At 64.6% G+C, this 26,850-nt stretch carries 21 protein-coding genes, 1 tRNA gene and 2 rRNA genes (1 of these 24 only partly in view); 9 read left to right on the top strand and 15 right to left on the bottom strand.

Going from position 1 to position 26,850, the window contains the following annotated elements:
- From AC07U1_RS02740 to map, 4 genes are all read left to right on the top strand, one after another.
- Window positions 1–2,619 (top strand): 23S ribosomal RNA (locus AC07U1_RS02740) (it extends 175 nt beyond the left edge of the window).
- Window positions 2,620–2,735: 116 nt separating this feature from the next.
- A 5S ribosomal RNA gene (gene rrf / locus AC07U1_RS02735) occupies window positions 2,736–2,850 on the top strand.
- A gap of 110 nt (window positions 2,851–2,960) precedes the next feature.
- A tRNA-Met gene (locus AC07U1_RS02730) sits at window positions 2,961–3,037 on the top strand.
- 108 nt (window positions 3,038–3,145) lie between these two features.
- Window positions 3,146–3,973, top strand: a complete 828-nt coding sequence (map, locus tag AC07U1_RS02725) for a type I methionyl aminopeptidase (protein WP_492735718.1) — start codon at window positions 3,146–3,148, stop codon at window positions 3,971–3,973.
- 6 nt (window positions 3,974–3,979) lie between these two features.
- Here map and AC07U1_RS02720 read toward each other — a convergent pair whose 3' ends face one another.
- Window positions 3,980–4,405 (bottom strand): VOC family protein, encoded by a 426-nt coding sequence (locus AC07U1_RS02720; RefSeq protein ID WP_492735720.1) that lies wholly within the window; start codon window positions 4,403–4,405, stop codon window positions 3,980–3,982.
- A gap of 80 nt (window positions 4,406–4,485) precedes the next feature.
- Between AC07U1_RS02720 and AC07U1_RS02715 the strand changes: the two genes are divergently transcribed.
- Window positions 4,486–6,357 carry an ABC-F family ATP-binding cassette domain-containing protein gene (locus tag AC07U1_RS02715; RefSeq protein WP_495178879.1) on the top strand — a complete coding sequence of 624 codons (1,872 nt, stop codon included), beginning with the start codon at window positions 4,486–4,488 and terminating at the stop codon, window positions 6,355–6,357.
- Here AC07U1_RS02715 and AC07U1_RS02710 read toward each other — a convergent pair.
- Window positions 6,354–7,232 (bottom strand): hypothetical protein, encoded by an 879-nt coding sequence (locus AC07U1_RS02710; RefSeq protein WP_495178878.1) that lies wholly within the window; start codon window positions 7,230–7,232, stop codon window positions 6,354–6,356. The genes AC07U1_RS02715 and AC07U1_RS02710 overlap by 4 nt on opposite strands.
- 41 nt (window positions 7,233–7,273) lie before the next feature.
- The gene (locus tag AC07U1_RS02705; RefSeq protein ID WP_187142152.1) at window positions 7,274–7,471 is read right to left on the bottom strand and encodes a hypothetical protein; all 198 of its coding nucleotides are present in this window, start codon (window positions 7,469–7,471) and stop codon (window positions 7,274–7,276) included.
- Between the two features lie 212 nt (window positions 7,472–7,683).
- Here AC07U1_RS02705 and hppD point away from each other — a divergent pair, with 212 nt between their 5' ends.
- Both hppD and AC07U1_RS02695 read left to right on the top strand, forming a co-directional pair.
- Window positions 7,684–8,772 (top strand): 4-hydroxyphenylpyruvate dioxygenase, encoded by a 1,089-nt coding sequence (hppD, locus tag AC07U1_RS02700; RefSeq protein WP_495178877.1) that lies wholly within the window; start codon window positions 7,684–7,686, stop codon window positions 8,770–8,772.
- Window positions 8,769–9,314, top strand: coding sequence for a VOC family protein (locus AC07U1_RS02695; RefSeq protein WP_495178876.1), 546 nt, complete (start codon window positions 8,769–8,771; stop codon window positions 9,312–9,314). The genes hppD and AC07U1_RS02695 overlap by 4 nt, the downstream gene beginning before the upstream one ends.
- 116 nt (window positions 9,315–9,430) lie before the next feature.
- On the opposite strand, the gene AC07U1_RS02690 is transcribed toward AC07U1_RS02695, so the two are convergent.
- The 10 genes from AC07U1_RS02690 to AC07U1_RS02645 all read right to left on the bottom strand — a co-directional run bounded on the left by AC07U1_RS02690 (window position 9,431) and on the right by AC07U1_RS02645 (window position 21,568).
- The gene (locus tag AC07U1_RS02690; protein ID WP_056347043.1) at window positions 9,431–10,084 is read right to left on the bottom strand and encodes a YqaA family protein; all 654 of its coding nucleotides are present in this window, start codon (window positions 10,082–10,084) and stop codon (window positions 9,431–9,433) included.
- 177 nt (window positions 10,085–10,261) lie between these two features.
- Window positions 10,262–11,854, bottom strand: coding sequence for a bifunctional phosphoribosylaminoimidazolecarboxamide formyltransferase/IMP cyclohydrolase (gene purH, locus AC07U1_RS02685; protein ID WP_495178875.1), 1,593 nt, complete (start codon window positions 11,852–11,854; stop codon window positions 10,262–10,264).
- Between the two features lie 153 nt (window positions 11,855–12,007).
- On the bottom strand, window positions 12,008–13,027 hold the full coding sequence (locus AC07U1_RS02680) for a phytase (RefSeq protein ID WP_495178874.1): 1,020 nt from the start codon (window positions 13,025–13,027) through the stop codon (window positions 12,008–12,010).
- Window position 13,028: 1 nt separating this feature from the next.
- Window positions 13,029–14,480 (bottom strand): purple acid phosphatase family protein, encoded by a 1,452-nt coding sequence (locus AC07U1_RS02675; protein ID WP_495197633.1) that lies wholly within the window; start codon window positions 14,478–14,480, stop codon window positions 13,029–13,031.
- A 26-nt stretch (window positions 14,481–14,506) separates the two neighbouring features.
- Window positions 14,507–17,299: a TonB-dependent receptor gene (locus AC07U1_RS02670; protein WP_495178872.1), complete on the bottom strand. Its 2,793-nt coding sequence runs from the start codon at window positions 17,297–17,299 to the stop codon at window positions 14,507–14,509.
- Window positions 17,300–17,496: 197 nt separating this feature from the next.
- Complete coding sequence (locus AC07U1_RS02665) at window positions 17,497–19,260, bottom strand: heparinase II/III family protein (RefSeq protein WP_495178871.1); 1,764 nt, start codon at window positions 19,258–19,260, stop codon at window positions 17,497–17,499.
- An 18-nt stretch (window positions 19,261–19,278) separates the two neighbouring features.
- Window positions 19,279–19,965 carry a ribulose-phosphate 3-epimerase gene (gene rpe, locus AC07U1_RS02660; protein WP_495178870.1) on the bottom strand — a complete coding sequence of 229 codons (687 nt, stop codon included), beginning with the start codon at window positions 19,963–19,965 and terminating at the stop codon, window positions 19,279–19,281.
- A 234-nt stretch (window positions 19,966–20,199) separates the two neighbouring features.
- A complete protein-coding gene (locus AC07U1_RS02655) occupies window positions 20,200–20,442 on the bottom strand; it encodes a hypothetical protein (RefSeq protein WP_495178869.1) in 243 nt (80 codons plus the stop codon).
- A gap of 3 nt (window positions 20,443–20,445) precedes the next feature.
- Complete coding sequence (locus tag AC07U1_RS02650) at window positions 20,446–20,649, bottom strand: type II toxin-antitoxin system antitoxin (protein ID WP_495178868.1); 204 nt, start codon at window positions 20,647–20,649, stop codon at window positions 20,446–20,448.
- Between the two features lie 13 nt (window positions 20,650–20,662).
- On the bottom strand, window positions 20,663–21,568 hold the full coding sequence (locus AC07U1_RS02645; RefSeq protein WP_495197632.1) for an SPFH domain-containing protein: 906 nt from the start codon (window positions 21,566–21,568) through the stop codon (window positions 20,663–20,665).
- A 123-nt stretch (window positions 21,569–21,691) separates the two neighbouring features.
- On the opposite strand from AC07U1_RS02645, the gene AC07U1_RS02640 reads away from it, so the two are divergent.
- Window positions 21,692–22,138: a hypothetical protein gene (locus AC07U1_RS02640; protein WP_495178866.1), complete on the top strand. Its 447-nt coding sequence runs from the start codon at window positions 21,692–21,694 to the stop codon at window positions 22,136–22,138.
- Between the two features lie 36 nt (window positions 22,139–22,174).
- Here the strand turns inward: AC07U1_RS02640 and AC07U1_RS02635 are convergent, their stop codons facing one another.
- Complete coding sequence (locus AC07U1_RS02635; RefSeq protein ID WP_492742663.1) at window positions 22,175–24,289, bottom strand: M3 family metallopeptidase; 2,115 nt, start codon at window positions 24,287–24,289, stop codon at window positions 22,175–22,177.
- Between the two features lie 219 nt (window positions 24,290–24,508).
- Window positions 24,509–25,378 carry an SMP-30/gluconolactonase/LRE family protein gene (locus AC07U1_RS02630; protein WP_495178865.1) on the bottom strand — a complete coding sequence of 290 codons (870 nt, stop codon included), beginning with the start codon at window positions 25,376–25,378 and terminating at the stop codon, window positions 24,509–24,511.
- Window positions 25,379–25,604: 226 nt separating this feature from the next.
- Here AC07U1_RS02630 and AC07U1_RS02625 point away from each other — a divergent pair, with 226 nt between their 5' ends.
- Complete coding sequence (locus AC07U1_RS02625; RefSeq protein ID WP_056344395.1) at window positions 25,605–26,759, top strand: acyl-CoA dehydrogenase family protein; 1,155 nt, start codon at window positions 25,605–25,607, stop codon at window positions 26,757–26,759.
- The last annotated feature ends 91 nt before the right edge of the window (window positions 26,760–26,850 follow it).

Below are 26,850 nucleotides of genomic sequence, written 5' to 3'. Positions count from 1 at the left end.
AATGGGAAGGGTATCACCGAAGTGAATACATAGCTTTGGTGAAGCGAACCCGGGGAACTGAAACATCTCAGTACCCGGAGGAAAGGACATCAACAGAGACTCCGTTAGTAGTGGCGAGCGAACGCGGACCAGGCCAATGCCTTTGATTCAACTAGCAGAAGCTTCTGGAAAGGAGCGCCATAGTGGGTGACAGCCCCGTATGCGAAAGTGATGTCAAAGGATTCGAGTAGGGCGGGGCACGTGAAACCCTGTCTGAACGTAGGGGGACCACCCTCTAAGCCTAAGTACTCCTGTATGACCGATAGTGAACTAGTACCGTGAGGGAAAGGTGAAAAGCACCCCGATGAGGGGAGTGAAACAGTACCTGAAACCGAACGCCTACAAGCAGTTGGAGGGTCCTTGAGACCTGACAGCGTACCTCTTGCATAATGGGTCAGTGACTTAGTGTAACAAGCAAGCTTAAGCCGTTAGGTGTAGGCGCAGCGAAAGCGAGTCTGAATAGGGCGACTGAGTTTGTTGCATTAGACCCGAAACCCGGTGATCTAGGCATGACCAGGCTGAAGGTGCGGTAACACGCACTGGAGGGCCGAACCGTTCAATGTTGAAAAATTGTCGGATGAGTTGTGTTTAGGGGTGAAAGGCCAATCAAACCGGGAAATAGCTGGTTCTCCGCGAAATCTATTGAGGTAGAGCGTCAGACGAATACCATGGGGGGTAGAGCACTGGATGGATGCGGGGGTCGCGAGATCTACCAATTCTAACCAAACTCCGAATACCCATGAGTAATATCTGGCAGACAGACGGCGGGTGCTAAGGTCCGTCGTCAAAAGGGAAACAGCCCTGACCTACAGCTAAGGTCCCCAAGTCACGTCTAAGTGGTAAAGCATGTGGGAATCCCAAAACAACCAGGAGGTTGGCTTAGAAGCAGCCATCCTTTAAAGAAAGCGTAACAGCTCACTGGTCTAAATAAGGGTTCCTGCGGCGAAAATGTAACGGGGCTCAAGACGTGCACCGAAGCTTAGGGTGTGTAGTTTACTACACGCGGTAGCGGAGCGTTCCGTAGGCTGATGAAGCGATCTGGTAATGGGTCGTGGAGGTATCGGAAGTGCGAATGCTGACATGAGTAGCGATAAAGAGGGTGAGATGCCCTCTCGCCGAAATCCCAAGGGTTCCTGCTTAAAGCTAATCTGAGCAGGGTAAGCCGGCCCCTAAGACGAGCCCGAAGGGGGTAGTCGATGGGAACCACGTTAATATTCGTGGGCCTGGAGGTGTGTGACGGATCTCGTAAATTGTCTGACCTTATTGGATTGGTCAGGCTTTGAAGAGGTTCCAGGAAATAGCCCCTCCATTATAGACCGTACCCTAAACCGACACAGGTGGGATGGTAGAGTATACCAAGGCGCTTGAGAGAAGTCTCCTGAAGGAACTCGGCAAATTGCCTCCGTACCTTCGGAAGAAGGAGGCCCCACATCTGGGCAACCAGTTGTGGGGGGCACAGGCCAGGGGGTAGCGACTGTTTAGCAAAAACACAGGGCTCTGCTAAGTCGGCTTCAAGACGACGTATAGGGCCTGACGCCTGCCCGGTGCCTGAAGGTTAAGTGGAGTGGTGCAAGCTGCGAAATGAAGCCCAGGTAAACGGCGGCCGTAACTATAACGGTCCTAAGGTAGCGAAATTCCTTGTCGGGTAAGTTCCGACCTGCACGAATGGCGTAACGACTTCCCCACTGTCTCCAGGAGATGCTCAGCGAAATTGAATTCTCCGTGAAGATGCGGAGTACCCGCGGTTAGACGGAAAGACCCCGTGCACCTTTACTGCAGCTTCAGAGTGGCATTAGGAAAGAACTGTGTAGAATAGGTGGGAGGCTTTGAAGCATTGGCGCCAGCCGATGTGGAGCCATAATGTGAAATACCACCCTGTTGTTTTCTGATGTCTAACCTCGATCCATGAAACTGGATCAGGGACCCTCTGTGGCGGGTAGTTTGACTGGGGCGGTCGCCTCCTAAAGAGTAACGGAGGCGCGCGATGGTAGGCTCAGGACGGTTGGAAACCGTCTGTTAGAGTGCAATGGCATAAGCCTGCCTGACTGCGAGACTGACGAGTCGAGCAGAGACGAAAGTCGGTCATAGTGATCCGGTGGTCCCGAGTGGAAGGGCCATCGCTCAACGGATAAAAGGTACGCCGGGGATAACAGGCTGATGATTCCCAAGAGCTCATATCGACGGAATCGTTTGGCACCTCGATGTCGGCTCATCACATCCTGGGGCTGGAGCAGGTCCCAAGGGTTTGGCTGTTCGCCAATTAAAGTGGTACGTGAGCTGGGTTCAGAACGTCGTGAGACAGTTTGGTCCCTATCTGCCGTGGGCGTCGAAATTTGAGAGGAGTTGACCCTAGTACGAGAGGACCGGGTTGAACATACCTCTGGTGTACCTGTCGTTCCGCCAGGAGCGCAGCAGGGTAGCTATGTATGGACGGGATAACCGCTGAAAGCATCTAAGCGGGAAGCCTCCCTCAAGATAAGATTTCATAGAGCCGTGGAAGACCACCACGTTGATAGATCGGATGTAGAAGCGCGGTAACGTGTGGAGCTAACCGATACTAATTGCTCTATTCGCACTTAAGAGTCCCACCATCAACGACAGTCCTGTAGGATTGTCCGCGACGTGGATGATTGTAAAACAGTCCATATTGCACGGGCATCGATTGAAACCCTTTTTGACCTACGCCGGCTTCATTGCTTGGTGACCATGGCGTCAGTGACCCACCCGATCCCATCTCGAACTCGGACGTGAAACCTGACAGCGCCGATGGTACTATGGCTCAAGCCCTGGAAGAGTAGGACGTCGCCAGGCATTGCAGCCGGCGTATGGTCGAAAAACGGAAAAACCCATTCACAAGTTCAAAGGCCGGCAGCGATGCCGGCCTTTTGCTGTTTTGCGGCGCATGAGCCGCATATTGGTGGCGCGGGATGGAGCAGCCCGGTAGCTCGTCAGGCTCATAACCTGAAGGTCGTAGGTTCAAATCCTACTCCCGCAACCAACAAGACCCGCCTTCCGGCGGGTTTTTTTTGTGTCCGGCAGCGGCGAGAGACCGTGCTGCGGGTCGCGATCGCTGGAAAATGCGGCCCAAAGGACCTATTTTGCACCCATGACCACCTATCTCGACGTCACCGCCACCACGCCGCGCACGCGCACCGGCGCCATCAAGCTGCACGGCCCCGATGCCTTCGCCGGCATGCGCCGCGCGGGGCGGATCGCGGCGGAGACGCTCGACGCGCTGGTGCCGCTCGTCAAACCGGGAGTCAGCACGGGCGACCTCGATGATTTCGCGCGCGACGCGATCGTCGCTGCGGGCGCGGTGCCGATCAACATCGGTTATCAGGGCTATCGGCACGCCAGCTGCATCTCGGTGAATCATGTCGTGTGCCACGGCATTCCCGGCGATAAGATTCTGAGCGAAGGCGATATATTGAACATCGACCTGACCGCGGTCGTCGATGGCTGGCACGGCGACACCAGCCGCATGTTCCTCGTCGGCGATGTGCCGCTGAAGGCGAAGCGGCTGGTCGACGTGACCTATGAGTGTCTGATGCTCGGCGTCGCGGCGGCGGTTCCCGGTAACCGGCTCGGCGACATCGGCGATGCGATCCAACGCCATGCCGAAAAACATCGCTATTCGGTGGTGCGCGACTTCGTCGGCCATGGCGTCGGCCTCGTCTATCACGACGAACCCGATGTGCATCATTACGGCCGCCCCGGCACCGGCCCCGAACTGCGCCCGGGCATGATCTTCACGATCGAGCCGATGATCAATATCGGCAAACCGGGGGTGAAGATCCTCGACGACGACTGGACCGCGGTGACCCGCGACCGGTCGCTGTCGGCGCAGTTTGAACATTCGATCGGCATCACCGAAACCGGGCCGGAGATTTTCACGCAGAGCCCCAAAGGGCTGCATCACCCGCCCTATCGGTGAGGCACGCTATTTGGCGAAGAGCTGGCCAAGGTCGGCAAACGCCTTGAATTCCAGCGCATTTCCGGCGGGATCATGGAAGAACATCGTCGACTGCTCGCCGGGCTGGCCCGCGAACCGTGTGTGCGGTTCGATCACGAAGGCGACGCGGTGGGCTTGAAGTCGGTCCGCTAGCGCGCGCCATTCGGCGGGGGGCAGGACGACGCCGAAATGCGGCACCGGCACCGCGTGGCCATCGACCGGATTATGCCCCGCGACGCCCGCGCGCTTCGCATCGACGCGGTGCGCGACGATCTGATGTCCATAGAGGTTGAAGTCGATCCAGTCGGGGTCGCTGCGCCCCTCGGGACAACCGAGAATCCGCCCATAGAAATGGCGCGCGGCGTCGAGGTCGTCGACCGGAAAGGCGATGTGGAACGGGGCGAGGTCGGTCATGCCGCGGTTTTGCCGCAGACCCGCGCGGAAAGCCACCCCGCCCCTTGGGTTGTGCGCCGCAACATGCTACGCGCGCGCCCATGTTGACGATCAGTAGCCTCACCGTACGCCTTGGCGGGCGTGCCATTCTCGACCGCGCGACCGCGAGCCTGCCGGGCAAGAGCCGGACCGGGCTGATCGGGCGCAACGGCGCCGGCAAGTCGACGCTGATGAAGGTGATGATCGGCCAGCTCGAGGCCGACGAGGGCGGCATCGAAATGCCGCGCAAGACGCGCCTCGGCTATATCGCGCAGGAAGCGCCGAGCGGCACCGCGACGCCGTTCGACACGGTGCTCGCCGCCGACACCGAACGCGCCGAATTGCTCGAAGCATCGGAGACGGTGACCGACCCCGACCGGCTCGGTGACATCCACGAGCGGCTGATCGCGATCGACGCCTACACCGCGCCGGCGCGCGCCGCGCGCATCCTGATCGGGCTGGGGTTCGACGAGGCGATGCAGGGCCAGCCGCTCGACAGCTTCTCGGGCGGGTGGAAGATGCGCGTCGCGCTCGCCGCGCTGCTGTTTTCGAACCCCGACCTGCTGCTGCTCGACGAACCGTCGAACCACCTCGACCTCGAAGCGACGATGTGGCTCGAATCCTTCCTCAAATCCTATCCGGGCCAGCTTGTCGTGATCAGCCACGAACGCGACCTGCTCAACAATGTCGTCGACCATATCCTGCATCTCGAGGGCGGCAAGGTGACGCTCTATCCGGGCGGCTACGACGATTTCGAGCGCCAGCGCGCCGAACGCGCGGCGCAGCTCGCGGCGGCGAAGGCCGCGCAGGACGCGCAGCGCGCCAAGCTGCAGGATTATGTCGCACGCAACAGCGCCCGCGCCTCGACCGCGAAACAGGCGCAGTCGCGTGCCAAGCAGCTCGCGCGGATGCAGCCGATCGCGGCGCTGTCCGAAGATCCGAGCCTGGCGTTCGATTTCCCCAGCCCCGACGAGCTGCGCCCGCCGCTGATCACGCTCGACCTCGCGAGCGTCGGCTACACACCGGGCCAGCCGATCCTGCAGCGGCTCAACCTGCGCATCGACCCCGACGACCGCATCGCGCTGCTCGGCCGCAACGGCAATGGCAAGACGACGCTGGCGCGGCTGCTCGCGGCGCAGCTGGCGCCGATGGACGGCGAAATGGCAGCGACGGGCAAGATGCGCGTCGGCTATTTCACCCAGTACCAGGTCGAGGAACTCGACGGCGGCGACACCCCGCTCGAGCATATGACGCGGGTGATGGAGGGCAAGACGCAGGGCGCGGTGCGCGCGCAGCTCGGTCGCTTCGGTTTCTCGGGGAATAAGGCGACGACGCAGGTGGCGAAGCTGTCGGGCGGCGAGCGCGCGCGGCTGGCACTGGCGCTGATCACGCGCGACGCGCCGCATATGCTGATCCTCGACGAACCGACCAACCACCTCGACGTCGATGCGCGTGAGGCGCTGGTCCAGGCGCTGAACGGCTTCGACGGCGCGGTGATCCTGGTCAGCCACGACCGCCACATGCTCGAACTCACCGCCGACCGGCTGGTGCTCGTCGACAATGGCACCGCGCGCGATTTCGACGGCAGCATGGACGATTATGTCGCCTTCATCCTCGGCAAATCGTCCGAGAAGGAGCGCGGCGCGTCGAAGGCCGACCGCAAGGAAGACCGCAAGGCGGCGGCTGCCGCGCGCGAAGCGGCGGCGAAGATCAAGAAGGCGGTGTCGGACGCCGAGGCCGATCTGGCGAAATATGAGGTCGTGCTGACCGCGATCGACCGCGCGATGTTCGATCCCGCAGGCGCGGCGAACGAATATAAGGGGCTGACGATGAGCGAATTGTCGCAGCGCCGCGGCAAGATCGTCGCCGCGCAGCAAGCCGCCGAAGCGCGCTGGGTCGAGGCGAGCGAGGCGCTGGAGCGCGAGACCGCCTAGGCGGTCCGCCGCCGCGCTCTGGCGATCGAGGCGCTCTGGATCGCCGCCAGCAGGAACAGGATGACCGCGATGAATCCGCCGAGCGCCGTCACGATATAATAGGTTTGCCGCCCGCCGACCGAATTGGTGGTCATCAGATAATGCGGCGACGCGGTCGCCACGCCCTGCTTTTCGAACGCCGCGACGACGTCGGCGGGCAGGCCGTTCTCGACCAGCACCCCCTGCATATGATCGGCGAGGAAGATGTTGGTGCGCGGCGCCTCGCCGCTGTCGGCAAAGGCATAGCTCGCGCGGTCGATGAAGAAACGCACCGGCGCGCCCTTCGCGGCCCCTTCGGCGACGACGGGCACATAGAGGGTCTGGTGGTCGATATCGGCCGAGCGCGAGCGGAACGCCTCGTCCATCTGCAGCGCGCGGTCGGTGTCGGGGACGGCGCGCGCAAAGATCGCCGAGCCTGTCGGCGGTGCCGCGCCGCCGAGCGCGGCGAGATCGACCGTCGTCGGCGGGTCCGACGGGTCGGGGAGCGTCTGCGAGTATAGATAGGAACCGCCCGCGACGAGCGCGAGGATGACGCCGCACACCAACATGCCGGTGCGGACGCGGTGCAGGATCGGCACCGGATCGTCGCCCGCGATCAGCGAGGCCTGGTTCCGCAATTCGCGCTCGCGCAGCACGCGAAACGCGGGAATCGCGAGGATGAAGGCGGGGACGAGCGCGGTCCAGACCTGCTCATACCCGCCCCATTTTGCGATCTGCCATTCGGCGAGCCAGCGATAAAGGCCGCTGAAATGGCTATATTCCCACCAGGCCCAGCCGGCGACGAGCGCCAGCCAGCCGAGCGCCAGCCAGAAACGGAGCGCCGATGGCCGCGCCATGCTTTGCTCGTCGTCCACCTTCGGGGTGCCCGGCAGGTGCGTCAGGGGCCGGTCTTTACCGGCGCGATGTTGACCTTCTGGGTGAGGTTCGTTGCGGGCGAAAATTTGTTCGCCACCGCGGTCGGTCCGTCGAACTTGATGTGGAAGTCGCCGCTGGCGCCCTGGACATTGTCGAGCGCGTCCTCGGTCAGTTCGACCGCGCCGGCTTTCGACACTTCGGTTTCGCGTTTCTTGGTCATGGTCTGTCTCCAAATAAGCCGGGGTTCAGCCCGGCGCCACAAGCGACCCAAGTCTCGCTCGTCCCAGATACACTGGAACCGGCATGGGAGATAGGCCGATTCGGCCACCCCGTCAGTGCGCCGGGTCACAGCCACGGCATGCGGCATGTCGATTGACTCGGCGGCCGTATTCCATCATAATAGTTTCAATTGAAACTAGATGAGGAATGACCATGGCCGACCTGTTCGACAATCCGCTGGGCCTCGACGGTTTCGAATTCGTCGAATTTTCGGCGCCCGAAAAGGGCGTGCTCGAACCGGTGTTTGCCGCGATGGGCTTCACGCTGATCGCGCGCCACCGCTCGAAGGATGTCCAGCTGTGGCGCCAGGGCGGCATCAACCTGATCGCCAATTACCAGCCCAAATCGCCCGCCGCCTATTTCGCCGCCGAACATGGTCCGTCGGCGTGCGGCATGGGCTGGCGCGTGCGCGACGCGGCGAAGGCCTATGCCGAGGCGATCGAACGCGGCGCCGAACCGGTCGAGGTGATGCCGGGGCCGATGGAACTCCGCCTGCCCGCGATCCGCGGCATCGGCGGCTCGATCATCTATCTGGTCGACCGCTATGGCGACGACCTCAGCATCTACGACATCGACTTCGTCTATGAGGACGGCGTTGATCGCCATCCGGTCGGTGCGGGCATGCAGTTGATCGATCACCTGACCCACAATGTCTATGGCGGGCGGATGGCGCATTGGGCGGCCTTCTACGAGCGCATCGCGGGTTTCCGCGAGATCCGCTATTTCGACATCAAGGGCGAATATACCGGGCTGACCTCGAAGGCGATGACCGCCCCCGATGGCAAGATCCGCATCCCGCTCAACGAGGAAGGCGCCGGCGGCAAGGGCCAGATCGAGGAATATCTGCGCGCTTATAATGGCGAGGGCATCCAGCATATCGCGTTCAGCTGCGACGATCTTTACGCGGCCTGGGACAAGCTCAAAGCGCTCGGCAACCCCTTCGCACCGGCACCGCCCGCGACCTATTACGAGATGCTCGAAGGCCGGCTGCCCGGCCATGGCGAGTCGGTCGAGGGCCTGCAATCGCGCGGCATCTTGCTCGACGGATCGACCGAGGACGGCGACCCGCGCCTGCTGCTCCAGATTTTCGGCCAGACGGTGATCGGCCCGGTCTTCTTCGAATTCATCCAGCGCAAGAAGGACGAGGGGTTCGGCGAGGGCAATTTCACCGCCTTGTTCAAGTCGATGGAAATGGACCAGATCCGCCGCGGCGCGCTGACCGTCGAGGAGCCCGCCGAATGACCAGCCCGATCAAATTGGGCGGCGTCCACCACGCCGCCTATCGCTGCCGCGACGCGAAGGCGACGGTCGACTGGTACGAGCGCATGCTCGGCATGACCTACACCACCGCCTTTGCCGAGGATCATGTGCCGTCGACCGGCGAATATGATCCCTATATGCATGTCTTCCTCGACGCGGGGAACGGCAACATCCTCGCCTTTTTCGAGCTGCCCAACCAGCCCGACATGGGACGCGACACCAACACCCCGGCGTGGGTGCAGCATCTGGCGTTCAAGGTCGGCAGCTATGACGAACTGGTCGCGGCGAAGGCGCATTTGGAGAGCGAGGGCGTCGATGTCCTCGGCCCGACGCATCACGGCATCTTCAAGTCGATCTATTTCTTCGACCCCAACGGCCACCGCGTCGAACTCGCCTGCGACATCGGCACCGCCGAGCAATATGCCGAACTGCGCCGCGTCGCGCCGCTGATGCTCGAAGAATGGAGCCAGACGAAAAAGGCCCCGCGCCACGCGGATTGGCTGCACACGGCGGCGAACGAGTAAACTAACTCACTTCTATTCCCGTTCGTGTCGAGCGAAGTCGAGACACGCGAAGACATGCGCCAACCAAGCGTCTCTCGACTTCGCTCGAGACGAACGGGGTTGGGGCCGTGGCGCGCCTACTTTCGATCCAGCCCCATGCTCTGCAGCGTCGCGCCGCTGCATTTGTCGGCTTCCTTGGTCTTGCCGTCGCCCGACAGCGCGCCGATCGCCAGGAACCCGGCGACCACCGCGACCAGGAAGGCGCCGGTGACCCAGATCAGATATTTGTCGATGAACGCCTTGATCGGCGCCCCGAACAGCCGGAACAATATCCCGACCAGCAGGAAGGAAAAGGCCCGGCTGGCAAGGCTTGCCCACAGGAAGGTCCAGAAATTCATGTGGATGAAGCCGGCGGTGATCGTCAGCAGCTTGAACGGGATCGGCGTCGCGCCCTTGATCAAGATGATCTCGGCGCCGAACTCGCGCAGGTAACAGGCGGCGGGCGGGAAGGCGTCGGTCAGCCCGAGCACCCCGAGCAGCCACAGCCCGACGCTTTCATAGAGGAAGAAGCCGATCGCGTAGCCGAACATGCCGCCCGCGACCGAGGCGAGGGTGCAGATGACCGCATAACGCACCGCCTTTTTCGGGTTGGCGAGGCACATCAGGCCGAGCAGCGGGTGCGGCGGGATCGGGAAGAAGCTTGCCTCGACAAAGGCGACCAGCGCCAGCCAGGCCTCGGCGTGCGGGTGCGCCGATTTCTCCATCGTCCAGTTGTACATGCGATGGATCAGGCCGGGCCGATGGGTGGTGGCGGTCATGCTGGTCCTTTGATGCGAGAATTCGCGCGAGCGTACCTATGGCGGCGGGCCGGGGCGAAGTCGAGATACTGTTCCCCGGCGAAAGCCGGGGCCCAGATTGCTAGCCCAGCCGTGCCCTCATGGGCCCCGGCTTTCGCCGGGGAACATCCATCAATGCCTGAAATGCCGCATCCCGGTGAACACCATCGCGAGCCCCGCCGCGTTCGCCGCCGCGATGACCTCGTCGTCGCGGATCGAGCCGCCGGGCTGGATGACGCAGGTCGCACCCGCCTCGACCGCCGCCAGCAGGCCGTCTGCGAAGGGGAAAAAGGCGTCGCTCGCCACCGCGCTGCCGACCGTGCGGGCTTCCGCCCAGCCATGGCTCTCGGCCGCCTCGCGCGCCTTCACCGCGGCGATGCGCGCGCTGTCGCGGCGGTTCATCTGCCCCGCGCCGATGCCCGCGGTCGATCCGCCCTTGGCGTAAACGATCGCGTTCGACTTCACATGCTTGGCGATCGTCCAGGCGAACAGCGCGTCGGTCAGCTCTTCCTCGGTCGGGGCGCGGTCGGTGACGATTTTCAGGTCGGCGCGGGTGATGTGGCCGTTGTCGCGGCTCTGCGCCAGCCAGCCGCCGGCGATCGTCTTCATCATGATGCCGCCGCGCGCCGGGTCGGGCAGTTCGCCGGTGAGCAGCAGGCGCAGGTTCTTTTTCTTCGCGAACACCGCGCGCGCGTCCGCGTCGGCGTCGGGGGCGCAGACCACCTCGGTGAAAATGCCGCTGATCGCCTCGGCCGTCGCGCCGTCGAGCGGGCGGTTGACCGCGATGATGCCGCCGAACGCCGACACATCGTCGCATTTCAGCGCCGCGCCATAGGCCTCGGCGATCGTGGCTGCCGTGGCGACGCCGCAGGGGTTGGCGTGCTTGACGATGACACAGGTCGGATCGGCCTCGCGGAATTCGGCGACCAGTTCGAGCGCGGCGTCGGCGTCGTTGATATTGTTGTAGCTGAGTTCCTTGCCCTGAACCTGTTGCGCCTGCGCGATGCCGCGCCCCGCGGGGCCGGCGGGCAGATAGAGCGCCGCCTTCTGGTGCGGATTCTCGCCGTAACGCAGTTCGTTCGACAGCTTCGCGGTCAGCGGCAGCGTGTCGGGGAAGAATTTGCCCTGGTCGGCGAAAGCGAACCATTGCGCGATCATGCCGTCATAGGTCGCGGTGTGCGCAAAGGCGGTGGCGGCGAGGCGCTTGCGCAGCGCCAATGTGGTCGCGCCATTGTTGGCGTCCATTTCGGCGATCAGCGCGGCATAATCCTCGGGCTCGGTGACGATGCCGACGAAGGCGTGGTTCTTCGCCGACGAGCGCACCATCGCGGGGCCGCCGATGTCGATATTCTCGATGATCGTATCGCGGTCGGCGCCGCTCATCACGGTCTGGAGGAAGGGGTAGAGGTTGACGACCACCAGATCGATCGCGCCGATCCCGTGCGTCTCCATCGACGCGACATGCGCCGCGTCGTCGCGCACCGCGAGGATGCCGCCGTGGACGGTCGGGTGCAGCGTCTTGACGCGGCCGTCCATCATCTCGGGAAAACCGGTGAGGTCGGAGACGTCGAGCACCTCGTGCCCGGCCTCGCGCAGCGCCTTGGCGGTGCCGCCGGTCGACACCAGCTCGACCCCGTGGCGGACGAGCGCGGCGGCAAGCTCGGCGAGCCCCGCCTTGTCGCTGACGGACAGCAGGGCGCGGCGGACGGGAATCAGGTCGGTCATGGGGAAGGCGGCCTTTGCAGGATGGGAAAGACGCGGCCCCCCTAGGCGCCAAGGGACGTTAGGGCAAGCGTCGTCGCCCCCGCGAAGGCGGGGGCCGCTGGCAACCTTGCGCTAGACCTCTTGCGGCCCCCGCCTTCGCGGGGGCGACGGATATCAGATTCCCAGCGCCGCCGCGATATGGTCCCAGCGCAGCAGTTTGAAATTCTGCGCCCTGGGGGCGTTGTCGCCGTCCTGCGCGAGGAAGAGGCCATCGGGATAGGCGGGGCCGAAATGGCCCGCGACCGCCTCGATGCCGTCGGTGTCGCTGGTCGCGCCATATTTGCCGGCGGTCACCGCGAAGCGGCCGACATAGTCCATGCTCGGCAGCTTGAAGACCGCATAGGCGTTGTCGCCCTGGCTCGACGCGAGCAGGTAGCGCTGGCCCTTATGGTCGATCGTCGCAAGGCCCTCGACGTCGGCGACGAGGCGCTGGTTGTCGACCGGCGCGACCATCTTGGCGTCGACGCCCGCGCCATTGGCGGTAAGCCGCCAGATGCCGGCATCCTCTTCGCCGACGTACAGCGTATCGCTGTCGAAGACGCAGCCTTCGGACTGGGTCGGGATCTTGTGCTCCCATTGCGCGGTAAAGCGCGGCGCGGCGCCGTCGACGGCCAGCGTCCCGACGCGCACCGTGCCGTCCTTGATGATCAGCGCAGCGGTCAGCGGTTCGCCCGGCGCGGTTTTTTTCAGGCAGAAGCCATAGGCCTCGCCGGTGCCTGCCGCGGCGCGGCCGAGCGCGGTCAGACCTGTGGTGGCGGGATCGATCCGGAACAGCGCGATATGCGCGTTGACGCCGTCGTTGCGGTCGCTCGCCGCGACGATGTTGCCGACGACGTCGACATTGTTGACCAGCCCGCCCTTGATGAAGGCGATATCCTTGCCGGTCAGGTCATAGACGTGGATGCCCGCCTTCTTGTCGGTGGCGATGATCAGCGCGCGGTTCGGGTTGGCGGGATCGACCCAGATCGCCGGATCGTCGGCGGCATCGGCCTTGCCGGTGCCGACCGGATCGGTCTCGCCGGTCGCGGCGACGGGGACGGGCGGGAGGCCGAAAAAGACGGGTTCCTTGGCGCCGCAGCCGGCGAGCGCCGTTGCGAGGCCGAGGGTGGCGAAGAGTTTTAGGGTCTTGGTCATGTCATTTCCCCGATGCGACGCAGACGCCGCCGTCCGGCCCGACCTCGCCCGAACACCGGCGCGTGGCGAGCGTCGGTTCGGTGATTTCGGCCAGGCGATTGCCCTTGTCGGTGCGTGTCAGATCGAAGCCGTCGTACAGCTTGCCCGACGCGGTGAAGGTGCGGAACTTGATCGTCTTCGGCGCGACGTCGACGATCTGGTAGAGTTCGGTCGCCTCGGCGACCTTGTCGGGTTGCCAAGGCGTGCGGTCGTTGAGCTTGTACATCTTCGAGCCCGTCACCGAGACCAGATAGACCGGCCCCTGGATCATGCCGTCGGCGCGAGCCTTGGCGCTTGCCTCGCGGCCCGCCTCGCCGGTCAGGCGGCTGTAGCAATGGTCGTGGCCCTGCAGCACCAGGTCGACCTTGCGCTTTTCGAACACCGGCTTCCACGCCGCCTTGATCTCGGCGGTGTCGCCCGGGCGGGCGCAGGTGAACACCGGCTGGTGGAACAGCACGACGTTCCAGTTCGCCTTCGACGCGGCGAGCGTCTTGTCGAGCCATTCGGTCTGCGCCTGCATCGACCCGAGGTCGATCGCCGCGGTGCCGTCGAGGACGATGAAGCGCACCCCCTGATAATCGGTGTAATAGGTCGTCGCTTCGACCGGCTTCACCCCGTTCCGGGGCAGCGCGAACTGCGCCGGCCAATAGGGGCCGAGCTTGCGGCTTTCACTGCCGTCGGGCCGGATGTCGTCGACATATTCATGGTTGCCGGTCGCCGGCACCTGCGGGACGATCGCATAATTATAGCCGCCGGCCTGGTTCCACTCGCCCCATTCGTCGTCATGGTCGAGGTCGTCGCGCTGGCCGACGAGGTCGCCGGCATGGACGACCAGGCGGATGTCGCCATTGGCGTGAAACGCCTGGCGGATCACGCGGCTGGCATAGGTCAAAATGCCGTTCTGGATGTCGCCGAGATAGAGGAAGCGGAAGGGCTTGGCTTCGTCGGCGGCGGTGCGGAACTGATACCATTCGCTCCAGCCGGCGGCGCCCTTCACCCGGTAGCTGTACGCGGTATCGGGGGTCAGGTCGGTGAAGCGGATCTGGTGATAGAGCGCGCGGCCATAGCTGCTGTCGACCGGCATCGACGTGCCGCCGACCAGCTTTGCTTTTTCTTCGAGCGTCGGGCCGTCGACCGACACCGCGAGCTGGGCCTGCGCCTCGGCCTGCGCGGTGTCGGTGCGAAAGGCGACCGCCATCTCGCGCGCCGGGTCGGCCCCGGGCGTGAGAACGATGCGGTCGGCAAGATTTTTGGGGGCATAGGGAAGACCCGCCGAACGGGGGATGGGCTGGCCATCCTCCGTCCGCGTCACGATCGGGAACCCCGTTGTCGCGGGTTCGGCGGCGGCCGCCGTCCCCGCCAGCACCGTCGCCGCGAGCAGCGACAGGGCAAGGCCCGAACGCGTCTTCGTCATCATGTCTTCCCCGTGCCCCGACGTCATCAGAAGCTCGCCGAAACGCCGAACTTCGCGGTCCAGCTGTATTTTTCATACTGCAGGATGCGCTTCGCGCCCGCGAAGTTCTGATAGGCGAAATAGGGCGCGTCGGTGACGTTGATCCATTCGGCGAACAGGCGAATGTCCTTGGTGACGCGGAACTTCGCCGACAGGTCGAGCTGGAAATGCTGATCGACGAAACGATCCTCGTCGGCATCGCCGCCCAGTTCGTCGAGATATTTGTCGCGATAGGTCCCCGCGGCGCGCAGCGAGATCGGACCCTTTTCATACCCCAGCGCGACGTTGAAGGTGTGCTTCGCCGATGCGGGCAGGTTGATACGGCGCGGATCGGTCAGGTCCTCGCCCGCGAACACCGTGCCCTTGGCGTCGGTGAAGGTGTAGTTGGCGTTGAGCAGCAGCCCGTCGAGCGGCGCAGGCAGGAAGGTGAAGCGCTGCGCGAAGCTCAGCTCGATCCCCTTGACCTTCGCGGTCTCGCCATTTGTGAAGGTCGTCGCCTTCGTATAATCGATGCCGAGGATTTCGCCCGGGGTGGTGTCGGTGAGCTCGACGATGAAATCGTCGATCGACTTCCAGAACACCCCGGCGGTCAGCGCCGAATTGTTGCCGAAATAATATTCGGCCGACGCATCGATGTTCCAGGCGCGATAGGGCTTCAGATTCGGGTTGCCGAACTCGGCTTCCAGTTCCTCGTTCAGGACGACGCGCGGCGCCAGGTTCGACAGCTTGGGCCGCACCAGATTCTTGTACCCGGCGAGGCGCAGGACAAGGTTCTGGGCGGGTTCGAAGCGGAAGGTCAGGCTGGGCAGCCAGTCGGTGTAGTTGCGGGTGATCCGGTTCGGCGTGATGTCCAGCGTGTCCTCGTTGATCGCGAAGGCGCGGATGTCGTTATAGGTGCGTTCGAAACGGACCCCGCCGACGATGCGCAGCGCGCTGCTGTCATAGCGGCCGAGCAGATAGCCGGCGAGTACATCCTCATCGATCGCATAATCCGACGAGGTCGAATTGATGATCGTGTCGTCCTCGTTGAGCCTGAAGGCGTCGGGATTGCCGTAATAGAAGAGGCTCGGCGCATGCTTGTCGGGCAGCGGCCCCAGATCCTGAATACGATAATTGTAGCTGGCGGCGAGGACGTTGCCGAGGTTGTAGGTGCCGTTGAACCCGTCATAGACCAGCGCGTCGAGGTCGTAGGACTTCGAACGCCAGCGCGACTTGACCCCGCCCTGCAGCGTGAAGGTGCCGTCGTTCATCGCGAACTCGCGCGATACGTCGCCGCGCGCCATCCATTCGCGATCCTGCGAATCCGACAGGTCGGTGATTTCCAGTTCGTTGAAGCCGTAGCTCGCGGTGTTGTTGAACAAGGCGGTGTTGCCGGTGACCGCGAACAGCGGCCGGCGCGGATCCGAATAGTCGAAATTGACCCCGACCTCGTTCGCGCCGGTGCCCGAGAAACGGGCGCGGAAGCGCGTCGGGTCGACCGAACCGTCTTCCTTCTCGCTCGCCTTCGAATAGCTGCCCGAATAGGTCAGCTTCCAGGGGCCGGTTTCGGTTTCGCCGCCAACGACGAGCGAGGCGATCTTCTGCTTTTCGAACCGGTCCTTCATGCGGCGGCGCACCTCGATGCGGCCGTCGGCGCTCGAGAATTCGGCGCTGGTCTCGGTCGATTCGCGCGGATCGCCGCTCATGATGAAGATCACGTCGCCGCGATATTCCTGGTCGGAGAACTGGCTGTAGAGGCCGCGCGCATAAAGCTTGGTGGTGTCGCTCGGGCGCCAGTCGAGGCTGAGCGAGCCGCCGAGGCGCTTCCGTTCGACGTCATAGTCGCGATACTGGATTTCGCGCGCAAAGGCGTTGCCGTCCTGTTCGTCCCAGTCGGCCGCCTCGATATTGTCGGTTTCGAACTTGCGCTGGTAATAGCTGATGCCGCCCGCGATGCCGAAATTGTCGGTGACGCGGGTCGAGAAATCGAGGCTGCCCTTGGGGGTCAGCGCGTCGGCATAATTGTTGTAGCTGCCCTCGAGCTTGACCGAGAGCAGGTCCTTCTTGCGGTCGAAGGCGCTGGTGGTGTGGATTTCGATCGACGCGCCGATCGTGTCGGCGTCCATGTCGGGGGTCAGCGACTTCTTGACCTCGATCGATTCGATCAGTTCGGCGGCGACGACGTCGAGCGCGACCGAGCGGACGTCGCTTTCGGGTGCGGGCAGGCGCGCGCCGTTGATCGAGGCGGCGTTGAGTTCGGGGTCGAGGCCGCGGACCGAGATGAAGCGGCCTTCGCCCTGGTCGTTGAGGATGTTCACGCCTGGCAGGCGGCGCAGCGATTCGGCGACATTCTGGTCGGGGAACTGGCCGATCGCGTCGCGGGTCAGGACGCTTTCGACGCCATCGGCGGCGCGCTGGCGCGACAGGCTGCTCGACAGGTTCGCGGCCTGACCGACGACGAGGATGCTGCCGTCGGTGCCGACCGACAGATTGGCGATCACATTGCCGCTGTCGGTGACCGTGACGCTCCGGGTGACGCGCTCGGCGCCACTATAGCGTGCTTCGAGCGTGTAGGTGCCCGCGGGAACGTCGACGAAGCGATAGCTGCCGTCGCGGCTGGCTTCGGCGACGCGGCCGAGTTCGACGATGCGCACTTCGGTGCCCTGCAGCGCGCGGGTGTCGGTGGCATCGGTGACGGTGCCGGTGATGTCGGAGGCAAAGGCGGTGCCGGGAATCGCGGCGGCGAGCGAAAGACAGGTGCCGAGCAGGATGCGCGACCGGACATTCAAAAGCTTGGACATAAATCCCCCTGGAGAGTGGAAAGATCGTCCGGTCCTGTTGGCTCCGGACGAGTCGAGGGGGCCAGTGACAGCGCTCTATGACCGCTGTGTTACGGGGGTGTCACACTAATGAAACAGAAGGAAAGCGGTTTCCGCGCCAGCGCTACGGATTGCGCCGAAAGTGGCGCCCGAAGATTTTTGACGCCGCGCGGCGGCGATCAGCCGATATGTTTGAAGATCCAGCCGATGCTGGCACCGCCCGCGGGCGCGGTGCCGGTGACGACAAGCTGCTCGGCCGGGTGCGGGCGGCCTTCGCCGTCGACCCACAGGCTTTCCTCGATGTCGAGCGCGCCCTCCGAGGTGCGGAATTGCCACAGCGGCCCGCCGTTGATGCGCAGCAGCGCGCCGAGCTTGTCGGCGGTGAGGCTCGCCGACAGCGCGGGTCCGAGGTGGAAACGCAGCACGAACGCCTTGTCGCCCTTGCGGCGGCTGCGCGGGGCGGGGAGCAGCTGGTCCTCGCCGCGCAGTTCGCGGCCGTTGGGCGACAGGATCAGCAGGCGGCGGTGGATCAGGCCATGGCGGCGGGCGTAGCCGTCGTGGCTCATCTCCAGCCGGCTGCCCTGCGGCGTCTCGCGCCGGTCGAGCTCGACCTCGGTCACCCCCTTGCCGAGCGACCCGCTCGCCAGGATCGCGGTCGAATTGCAATCGGCGAGGATCAGGGTCGAATGCGCGGCGGTGGTGCGCAGCCCGCGCGCGAGGTCCTCGGGAATCGTCGCGCCGGTCAGCGCCGCGCCGCCGCAATTGACGATGATGCGGTCGGCGCCGTCGCTGAGTTCGAAGGCGAGGGTCGAGGCGCAACCCGCCTCGGTCACCCGCGCGATCGGCGGCGGCGCGGCATCGGCGAGCAGCACGACCTTGTTCGCGACGAGCCGCTGGTAACCCCAATCGCGCGCCTGCTTGAGCGGGCGGGTGCGCACGCCGCTGGCGGTCACGATCGCCTGGATCTGCTCGGCCGCGGTCGCGCCGCTGCCCTGCCAGCTGCCCATGCCGCCGTCGGCGTGGACGAGCCCGAGCAGCGCCGGAACCGCGCGTGCGAGCACTTCCTGCACGAAAGGCGGCACCGCCATGCGGCGCATGTCATAGACGCGCGCGAGCATCGACAGCGCCATGATCGCGTCGAGCTGTGCCTGCGGCGAGCGCGCGATATTGCCGCCGTCGGCGTAGAAGCTGGTTTCCAGCACCTTGCGCAGCCCCGCCTCGCCAAAGATCTGCCGCGGTTCGCCGCCGGGCATCAGCAGCGACGCGGCGACGATGCCGGTCCAGGCGACGAGCTGGCCGATGCCGGGGCGCGTCTTGTCGGCGACGCGGTCGAGGTGGCGGGCGGCGCGCGCGAGATGGTTGAGCACCGCCGAACGATAGATGAGGTCGCTCGACGACAGGATCAGCGGCGCATGGAACGCCCAATAGAGGATGCGCCAGCCGGTGTTGTCGGCGCGCCAGGCGGGTTCGCTGACGGTTTCGCCATGCGCGGTGAGCCAGTTGCGCACCATCGCCTCGGCGATCGGGGCGCCGTCGGCGCGGGCGCCGGTCGCGGCGAGGTCGCGCAGCCAGGCGAAGCTGTGGAGATAGTCGGCAAAGGTCGGCGCGACGGCGAGCGCGGCGAAATCCAGCTCGCCGAGCGGCTGCTTGAGGCCCCGGTGGAGGAAATGCCCGGCACGGATCGCGGTGCCGGCGCGGGTGTCGCCGGGGACCGGGTCGGTCGGCACGCCGAGCAGCTTGAGCGGGAAGCGCCCTTTCAGGCGAAAGGCGTGCAGCGGGGTGCGCCAGGTGAGGCGGGTGAAATGATTGGCGATGCGGTCGCCGAGCGACAGGCCCTTTTCGGCGGGCAGGCGGATCAGCCGTTTGCCGGGCTCGATCGTGTCGTCGATCGGCGGGGTATCGTCGCCCGCATCGGGAAGCTGGTCGATGGGGGCAGAGGTCAAGGCTCTTCCCTTCACCGATCAGGCGCCGCGGAGGCTTCGGATATTGTCGGCGTAAGCGTCGGGGCCGCCGCGGAAGGTCGCGGTGCCGGCGACGAGGACATCGGCGCCCGCGGCGATCGCCAGCGGCGCGGTCGCGACGTCGATGCCGCCGTCGACCTCGAGCCTGATGTCGCGGCCCGACTTGTCGATCATCTTGCGCACCGCCTCGATCTTGCGGAGCTGGCTGGTGATGAAGCTCTGGCCGCCGAAGCCCGGGTTGACGCTCATGATCAGCACCAGGTCGATGTCGTCGATCAGATAGTCGAGCATCTTCGCCGGGGTCGCGGGGTTGAGCGACACGCCGGCCTGCTTGCCCAGCGACTTGATGTGCTGGATGCTGCGGTGGATGTGCGGACCCGCCTCGGGATGGACGGTGATGATGTCGGCGCCGGCGGCGGCAAAGGCGTCGAGGAAATGGTCGACCGGGCTGATCATCAGATGGACGTCGAAGGGCAGGGTGCTGTGCGGGCGCAGCGCCTTCACCACCGCGGGGCCGATCGTCAGGTTCGGCACGAAATGGCCGTCCATGACGTCGATATGCACCCAGTCGGCGCCGGCGGCCTCGATGGCGCGGACTTCCTCGCCCAATCGCGCGAAATCGGCGCTGAGGATCGACGGGGCGATGCGGACGGGGGCGATGTGTGACGGGGGCGTGACGGGGGACATGACCACCGGCCTTAACCATCAACCCCTTGGGGGGCAAGCGGGCCTTCGGCGCCAGCGGTGGAAAAGGCGCGATGGCGGCAAGATCCTCCCTGCGGCGCTGCCTTGGGGAGGGGGGGCGCCGCGAAGCGGTGGTGGAGGGGCCGCGGCCTTGCGCCAGCCTTTGACGGCGTCGGCCCCTTCGTCAGCCGCTGCGCGGCTGCCACCTCCCCATCGCTTCGCGACAGGGAGGACCGTTCACCGCCAGCGCCAGCCGCCCTCGGTGCGGGCGCGATAGATCGGCAGCGGCGCGAGGCCCGCGAGGACGATCGCGATCGTCATCATCGCCGGCCGGCCCTGCAGCAGCGTCGCGATGCCGGTGATCAGCGCGATGTGGAGCGCCATGAACAGCCAGCCCTGCCAGGCGATCGGCAATCCGCTGCCATAACCGCTATTCTTGGGGCGGAACCAGGGCTTCTTATCCAGGAGCAGATGCAGCATTTTTCAGCCTTCCTCTTTCGGCGGGCGGCCGCGTTTGGCGGCGACCGGCGGCTTGACCTTGATCCCGCGCCGCGCCAGCGCCTCGCGCAGCAGCACCTCGATCTGGGCGTTGGCGCTGCGCAAATCGTCCGCCGCCGCCCGCTCGATCGCGGCGTAGAGCGCCGGATCGACCCGCAGGGCAAAGGCTTTTTTGGACGACATGGGCATCGCGTCATCCGGCTCAGTAAAGCGAGCCGGCGTTGACCACGGGCTGGGTGTCGCGTTCGCCGCACAGCACGACCATCAGGTTCGACACCATCGCCGCCTTGCGCTCGTCGTCGAGCTCGACGACGCCCTTTTCAGAGAGCAGGTTGAGCGCCATCTCGACCATCGTCACCGCGCCCTCGACCAGCTTCTTGCGCGCCGAGATCACGGCTTCGGCCTGCTGGCGGCGCAGCATCGCGCCGGCGATTTCCTGCGCATAGGCGAGGTGGGTCAGGCCGCATTCGTCGACGGTGATCCCCGCGACGCTCAGCCGTTCGATCAGCGCCTTGCGCAGCTCGACCCCGACCTCGTCGTGATTGCCGCGCAGGGTGATTTCCTGATGCTCGATATCGTCATAGGGATAGCGCGAGCCGATCGAGCGCACTGCCGCCTCGATCTGCGCCATCACGAATTCCTTGTAATCGTCGACGTCGAACAGCGCCTGCGCGGTGTCGGTGACGCGCCACACGACCTGCGCCGCCATCTCGATCGGGTTGCCGCGCAGATCGTTGACCTTGATCTTGTCCGAAATCACGTTGTTCGCGCGCACCGCGATCTTCTTGCGGGTCAGCCAGGGCAGCACCCAGCGCAGCCCGGCTTCGCGGTCGGTGCCCTTGTAGCTGCCGAACAGCTGGATCGCCGCGGCTTCATTGGGGTTGATCAGGTAAAAGCCGCACAGGATCAGCAGGCCGGCCACCGCGCTCGCGGCGACGACGGCCCATTTCCAGGCGACCTGGACGTCGGCGGTCGCGTTGGTGATCGCCGCCCATGCGGCGATGCCGAGCAGGGCGAGCCAGACGAGCAGCATCAGATAGCCGCTCGCGGTCGCGGCACGCACTTCCCGCGTCGGGTTCAAACCCGCGGTCACATTCGAATCAGTCATCATGCCCTCCGATATAATTATGATATCATATTTATATCGAATTTCGCGGCTGTCAACACGCCGGTTTCCGGCGCCGCTGGCCGGGCTTGCCAAGCCCGGTCTTCGCACCCCAATATCGGCGATATGCGCGATGATCGACAAATTACGGAACGCCTCCCCGCCCGCCTGAACCGCTGGCTACGCCGCTATGGCCCCGCCGAAGTGGCGGCGGTCGCCACCAGCTATGGCGGCTTTCTGGCGGCAAGCGCGATGGGCGCGCCGCTGGTCGGCGCCGCCTATGCCGCGGCGATGGTGGAAAATGTCGGCTTTTACGGCGTCATGGGCGCGCAGGCGGCGTGGACCGCAGTACCGGGGCGGCGCTGGCGCGCGGTGGCGCTGCTGCTCGTCGAGTTCGGCCCCGCCGAACTGCTCGACACCTTCGTCGTGCGGCCCGCGGCGATCGGGTTCACCGTCTGGCTGCTCGGCCCGGCGCTCGGCATCCTAGCCGGCAAGCTGCTCGCCGACGTCGCCTTCTATGCGCTGGCGATCGCGACCCATGAACATCTGCGCCGCAAGGGGGTTGCGGATTGAGGGAGTCCGGCGCGGCTGGCCGGACTCCCCCGATCCCTATTCGCCGGTCGGGAAGCCGCGCTTCTTGAGCAGCGCCTTCACATCGGGGTCGCGGCCGCGGAAGGCGCGATAGGCTTCGGCGCGGTCGGTTTCGTTGCCGGTCATCAGCAATATGGTGCGGAACTTGTCGGCGACTTTGCGGTCCCACGGCCCCCCGGCCTCGGTGAAGGCCGCCCAGGTGTCGGCGTCCATCGTTTCGGACCACAGATAGGAATAATAGCCCGCCGAATAGGCGTCGCTGCTGAACAAATGGCCGAACTGCGGCAGGCGGTGCCGCATGACGATTTCCTTCGGCATGCCGATTTCGGCGAGCGTGTCGCGTTCCAGCTTGTCGATGTCGGTCGGCGGGGTCTTGCGGTCGTGGATCTTCATATCGACGATCGCGCTCGACAGATATTCGACCGTCTCGAACCCCTGATTGAACTTGTTCGACGCGAGGATCTTGTCGACCAGCGCCTGCGGCATCGGTTCGCCCGTCTTGTAGTGCGTCGCATATTTCGAGAGCACTTCGGGGGTCATCAGCCAGTTCTCGTTCACCTGGCTCGGGAATTCGACGAAGTCGCGCGGTACCCCGGCGAGCGCGGGGTAATAGATGTGCTGCAGCAGATAATGGATGCCGTGGCCGAATTCGTGGAACAGCGTCGTCGCGTCGTCGAGGCTGACCAGCGTCGGCTCGCCCTTCGCGCCTTCGGTGAAATTATTGTTGTTCGACGCGAGCACATTGCGTTCGCCGCCCAACGTCTGCTGGCTGCGATAGGTCGTCATCCACGCGCCCGACCGTTTGCCGTCGCGCGCGAAATTGTCGAGATAGATCAGCCCGACATTCTCGTTCGTCTTGAGGTTATAGACTTCGAAGGTTTTGACCTTGGGATCGAAGACCGGAACGGTGCCGGTGTTTTCGCGGAAGCCGAGGTCGTAGAGCTGCCCAGCCGACCAGAACATCGCCTCGGTCAGCTTGTCGAGCTGGAGATAGGGTTTCACCTCGCTCTCATCGAGGTCGTATTTCTGCTTGCGAACCTTCTCCGCGTAGAAGCGATAATCCCACGGCTCGATGGTCAGCTTCGGGCCCTTGCCGGCCTTGGCTTCGGCGTCGGCGATCGCCTGCATGTCGGCGACCTCTTCCTTCACCCGCGCGACGGCGGCGGGCCACACCTTCATCATCAGGCCCATCGCGTTGGCGGGGGTCTTCGCCATCGTGTCGGCCATGCGGTACGCGGCGTGGTTGGGGAAACCGAGCAGTTCGGCGCGCTGCTGGCGCAGCTTCAGGATTTCGGCGATCGTCGCGTTGGTATCGTTGGCGTCGCCATTGTCGCCGCGGTTGACGAAGGCCTTGTACACCTTCTCGCGCAGCGCGCGGTTGGTGGCGTTCTGCAGCACCGGCTGCGCCGACGAGCGGGTGTTCTTGATCGCCCACTGGCCGGGTTTGCCATTGGCTTCGGCGGCCGACGCCAGCGAGGCGACGAAGCCGGGTTCGAGACCCGCCAGTTCGGCCTTGTCGGTGACGAAGGTATAGAGTTTCTCGTCGCCGAGCAGCTTCGACGAGAAGGTCGAGAACAGCCCTTCGAGCTTAGCGTTCATCGCGACCAGCTTCGCCTTGTCGGGCGCCGACAGGTTGGCGCCGTCGCGGACCATCTCGTCATAGCTGCGCTCGACGATGCGGATCTGCTGCGCGTTGAGGCCGCTCGTGTTGCGGGCGTCATAGACCGCCTTGTAGCGCGCGAAGAGTTTCGGCTCGAGAAACAGCTCGGTATAGAAGGTGGAGATTTTCGGGCTCCACTCGGCGTCGATGTCCTCGACACGGTCGTTCGACTTGTTCGACGATTGCACGCCCCACAGCGCGAACACGCGGTCGGCGGTGTCGCCGGCGAGCATCATCGGGACATGGGTGTTTTCGAACGTCGCGGGTTCGGGGTTATCGATCACCGCCTGCACCTGCGCCTTGGTCTCGGCCATCGCCTGGGTGAAGGCGTCGGGGAAGAGTTCGGGATCGAGCTTGTCCCACGGCGGCACCCCTTCGAAGGGGCCGGTCCAGGGCGCGAGCAGCGGGTTGCCATCGGCGGGCGCGGTCGCGGCCGGCTGGGCAGGGGCGGCGGTTTCGGCGGCGTGGGTCATCGAGCTATAACCCACAAGCAGCGCAGTCGATGCAAGCATCATCGATGCGCGGCGAAACTGGCGGCGAGCAAAAAGGGGCGCGGTGCGCGGCATGATCGGAATCTCCCGGTGGAAAAGGTTTCGAACGAAACCATGTCGGCGGGCGTCTTAACCAGATGTGACGGTTATGTGCAAGTTTGGGGCCTGCGACCCTCCCGCCGCAAGGCAACAGCGAGGAACTCACCCCTCAAACATCGGCTGCGCGAGCCCCGGCACATCGACCCGGAAGCTGAGCACCCCGCCCGCATACGGTTGCGCCGTCCGCTCGCCCTCGGTCAAATTCTTGCCCGCGCTGGTGACGAAGGCTGTGCACAGATCGTCGCCGCCGAAAGCGAGCATCGTCGGCCGCTGGACGGGCAAGTCGACCGTCTGAAGCAGTTCGCCCGCGGGCGACATGCGAACGATCCGCCACCCGTCCCACAGCGCCGACCAATAGCAGCCTTCCGCATCCACCGCGGCGCCGTCGGGGCGGCCATTGCCTTCGGCGAATTCATGGAACAGCCGGCCCTCGCCGAGTCCGCCGGTCGCGGGGTCGACGGCATAGACGTGGATGCGATGGGTCGGGGTGTCGGCGTGATAGAAGGTGCGGCCGTCGGGACTGAACGCCGCGCCATTGCTCGTCATCAGCCCGCCGAGCATCGTAGTAAGGCTGCCGTCGGGATCGAGGCGGTAGAGGGTCGCGTCGCGCTTCGGCTTGTCGGCGGTCAGGCTGCCGATCCACAGGCGCCCTTCGCTGTCGACGCAGCCGTCGTTGAAACGCTGGTGCGGCAGCTCGGCGAGCGCGGCGGGACCGAACGGACGCGGTACGGCTCCCCAGTCATCGATCAGCGCGCAGCCGTCGCCGAGCGCGGCAATCAGTCCGCCGCTCGCGCGCGGCGCGACGCAGCCGACCGGTTCGGCCAGTTGCATCCAGTCATGGTCGCCGGTCGCGGGATCGAGCCGATGGATCTGCTGCGCGTCGATATCGACCCAATAGAGGCGGGCTTCGCCGGCGTGCCAGCGCGGCGACTCGCCGAGCAAGGCGCCGGCATCGAGGAGAAGTTGGACCATCGGCGGCGTGTAACCTGCGCCGTCGCCGCTGCCCAGCGCCTGCAAACCTATTCGTCGCTGCGGCTTTGTGCGAGCGATGCCGCGACATTCATGCCGTAACGGCATTTCTACTTGACGTGCACGTAAACGTAAGGTCAGGTGGCGGGCGAAGGGCGCGCGCCAGCGCGGCCATACACGCGCGCCGGCTCCCCGCTTTCGTCCGGCCGTCATACGGGAGAAGAAGACGATGTCGCTCGATAACCTGTCGCGCTCGGCCTATGGCGAGGATCATGAGGCGTTCCGCGCCACGGTCCGCCAGTTCCTCGAAAAGGAAGTCGCCCCCAACGCCGCGCAATGGGCCGAGGACAAGATCGTTCCCAAGTCGATCTGGCCCAAGGCGGGCGAACTCGGCATGCTGTGCCCGACGGTGCCCGAGGAATATGGCGGTCTCGGCCTCGACTTCGGCTATAATGCGATCGTCGACGAGGAAAGCGCCTATTACGGCCGCGCCACTACGGGCTTCTCGCTCCAGTCAGACATCGTCACCTCCTATATCGTCAAATATGGCAGCGAAGAGCAGAAGAAGCACTGGCTGCCCAAGATGGTGGCGGGCGAGGTGATCACGGCGATCGCGATGACCGAACCGGGCACCGGTTCCGACCTTCAGGGCATGCGCACGACCGCGAAGAAGGATGGCAATCATTATGTCATCAACGGGTCGAAGACTTTTATCACCAACGGCCAGAACGCCGACCTGATCCTCGTCTGCGTCAAGACCGACACCGAGATCCAGCCGGCATGGAAGGGCGTGTCGATCGTGCTCGTCGAGGCCGATCGCGAGGGCTATGAGCGCGGCCGCAATCTCGACAAGATCGGGCAGGACGAAGCCGACACCTCGGAAATGTTCTTCAACGACGTCCGCGTCCCGATCACCAACTGCCTCGGCGAAGAGGGACAGGGCTTCATCTATCTGATGAGCGAGCTTCCCCAAGAGAGGCTGTCGATCGCGGTCAGCGCGCAGGCGGCGTCGCAGCGCGCCTTCGACGACACGGTCGAATATACCCGCGACCGCAAGGCGTTCGGCAAGCCGATCCTCGATTTTCAGAACAGCCGCTTCGTGCTGGCGGACCTCAAGGCCAAGCTCCAGGTCGGTTGGGCGCATCTCGACTGGGCGCTGGCGCGTCACATGAAGAAGGAACTCACCCCCGAAGAGGGCGCCGCGGCGAAGCTGTGGCACACCGAGTTGCAGTGGGAGGTGATGGACAAATGCCTCCAGCTGTTCGGCGGCTCGGGCTATATGAACGAATATCCGATCGCCCGCGCCTGGCGCGCCGCGCGCGTGACGCGCATCTTCGGCGGCACCAACGAAATCATGAAGGAACTGATCGGGCGGAAACTCTGACGGCGGCATGAGCAATAAATAGGGACAGTCCCTATTTATGCAGAACAGTCGCCCGGCAATTTGATGTCACCGGGCATAAATAGGGACTGTC

This window comes from Sphingopyxis sp. GW821-FHT02C12 (assembly GCF_059421785.1).
The sequence above is the reverse complement of the archived record's forward strand: the minus strand, read 5'-3'. Positions and strand labels throughout refer to the sequence as shown.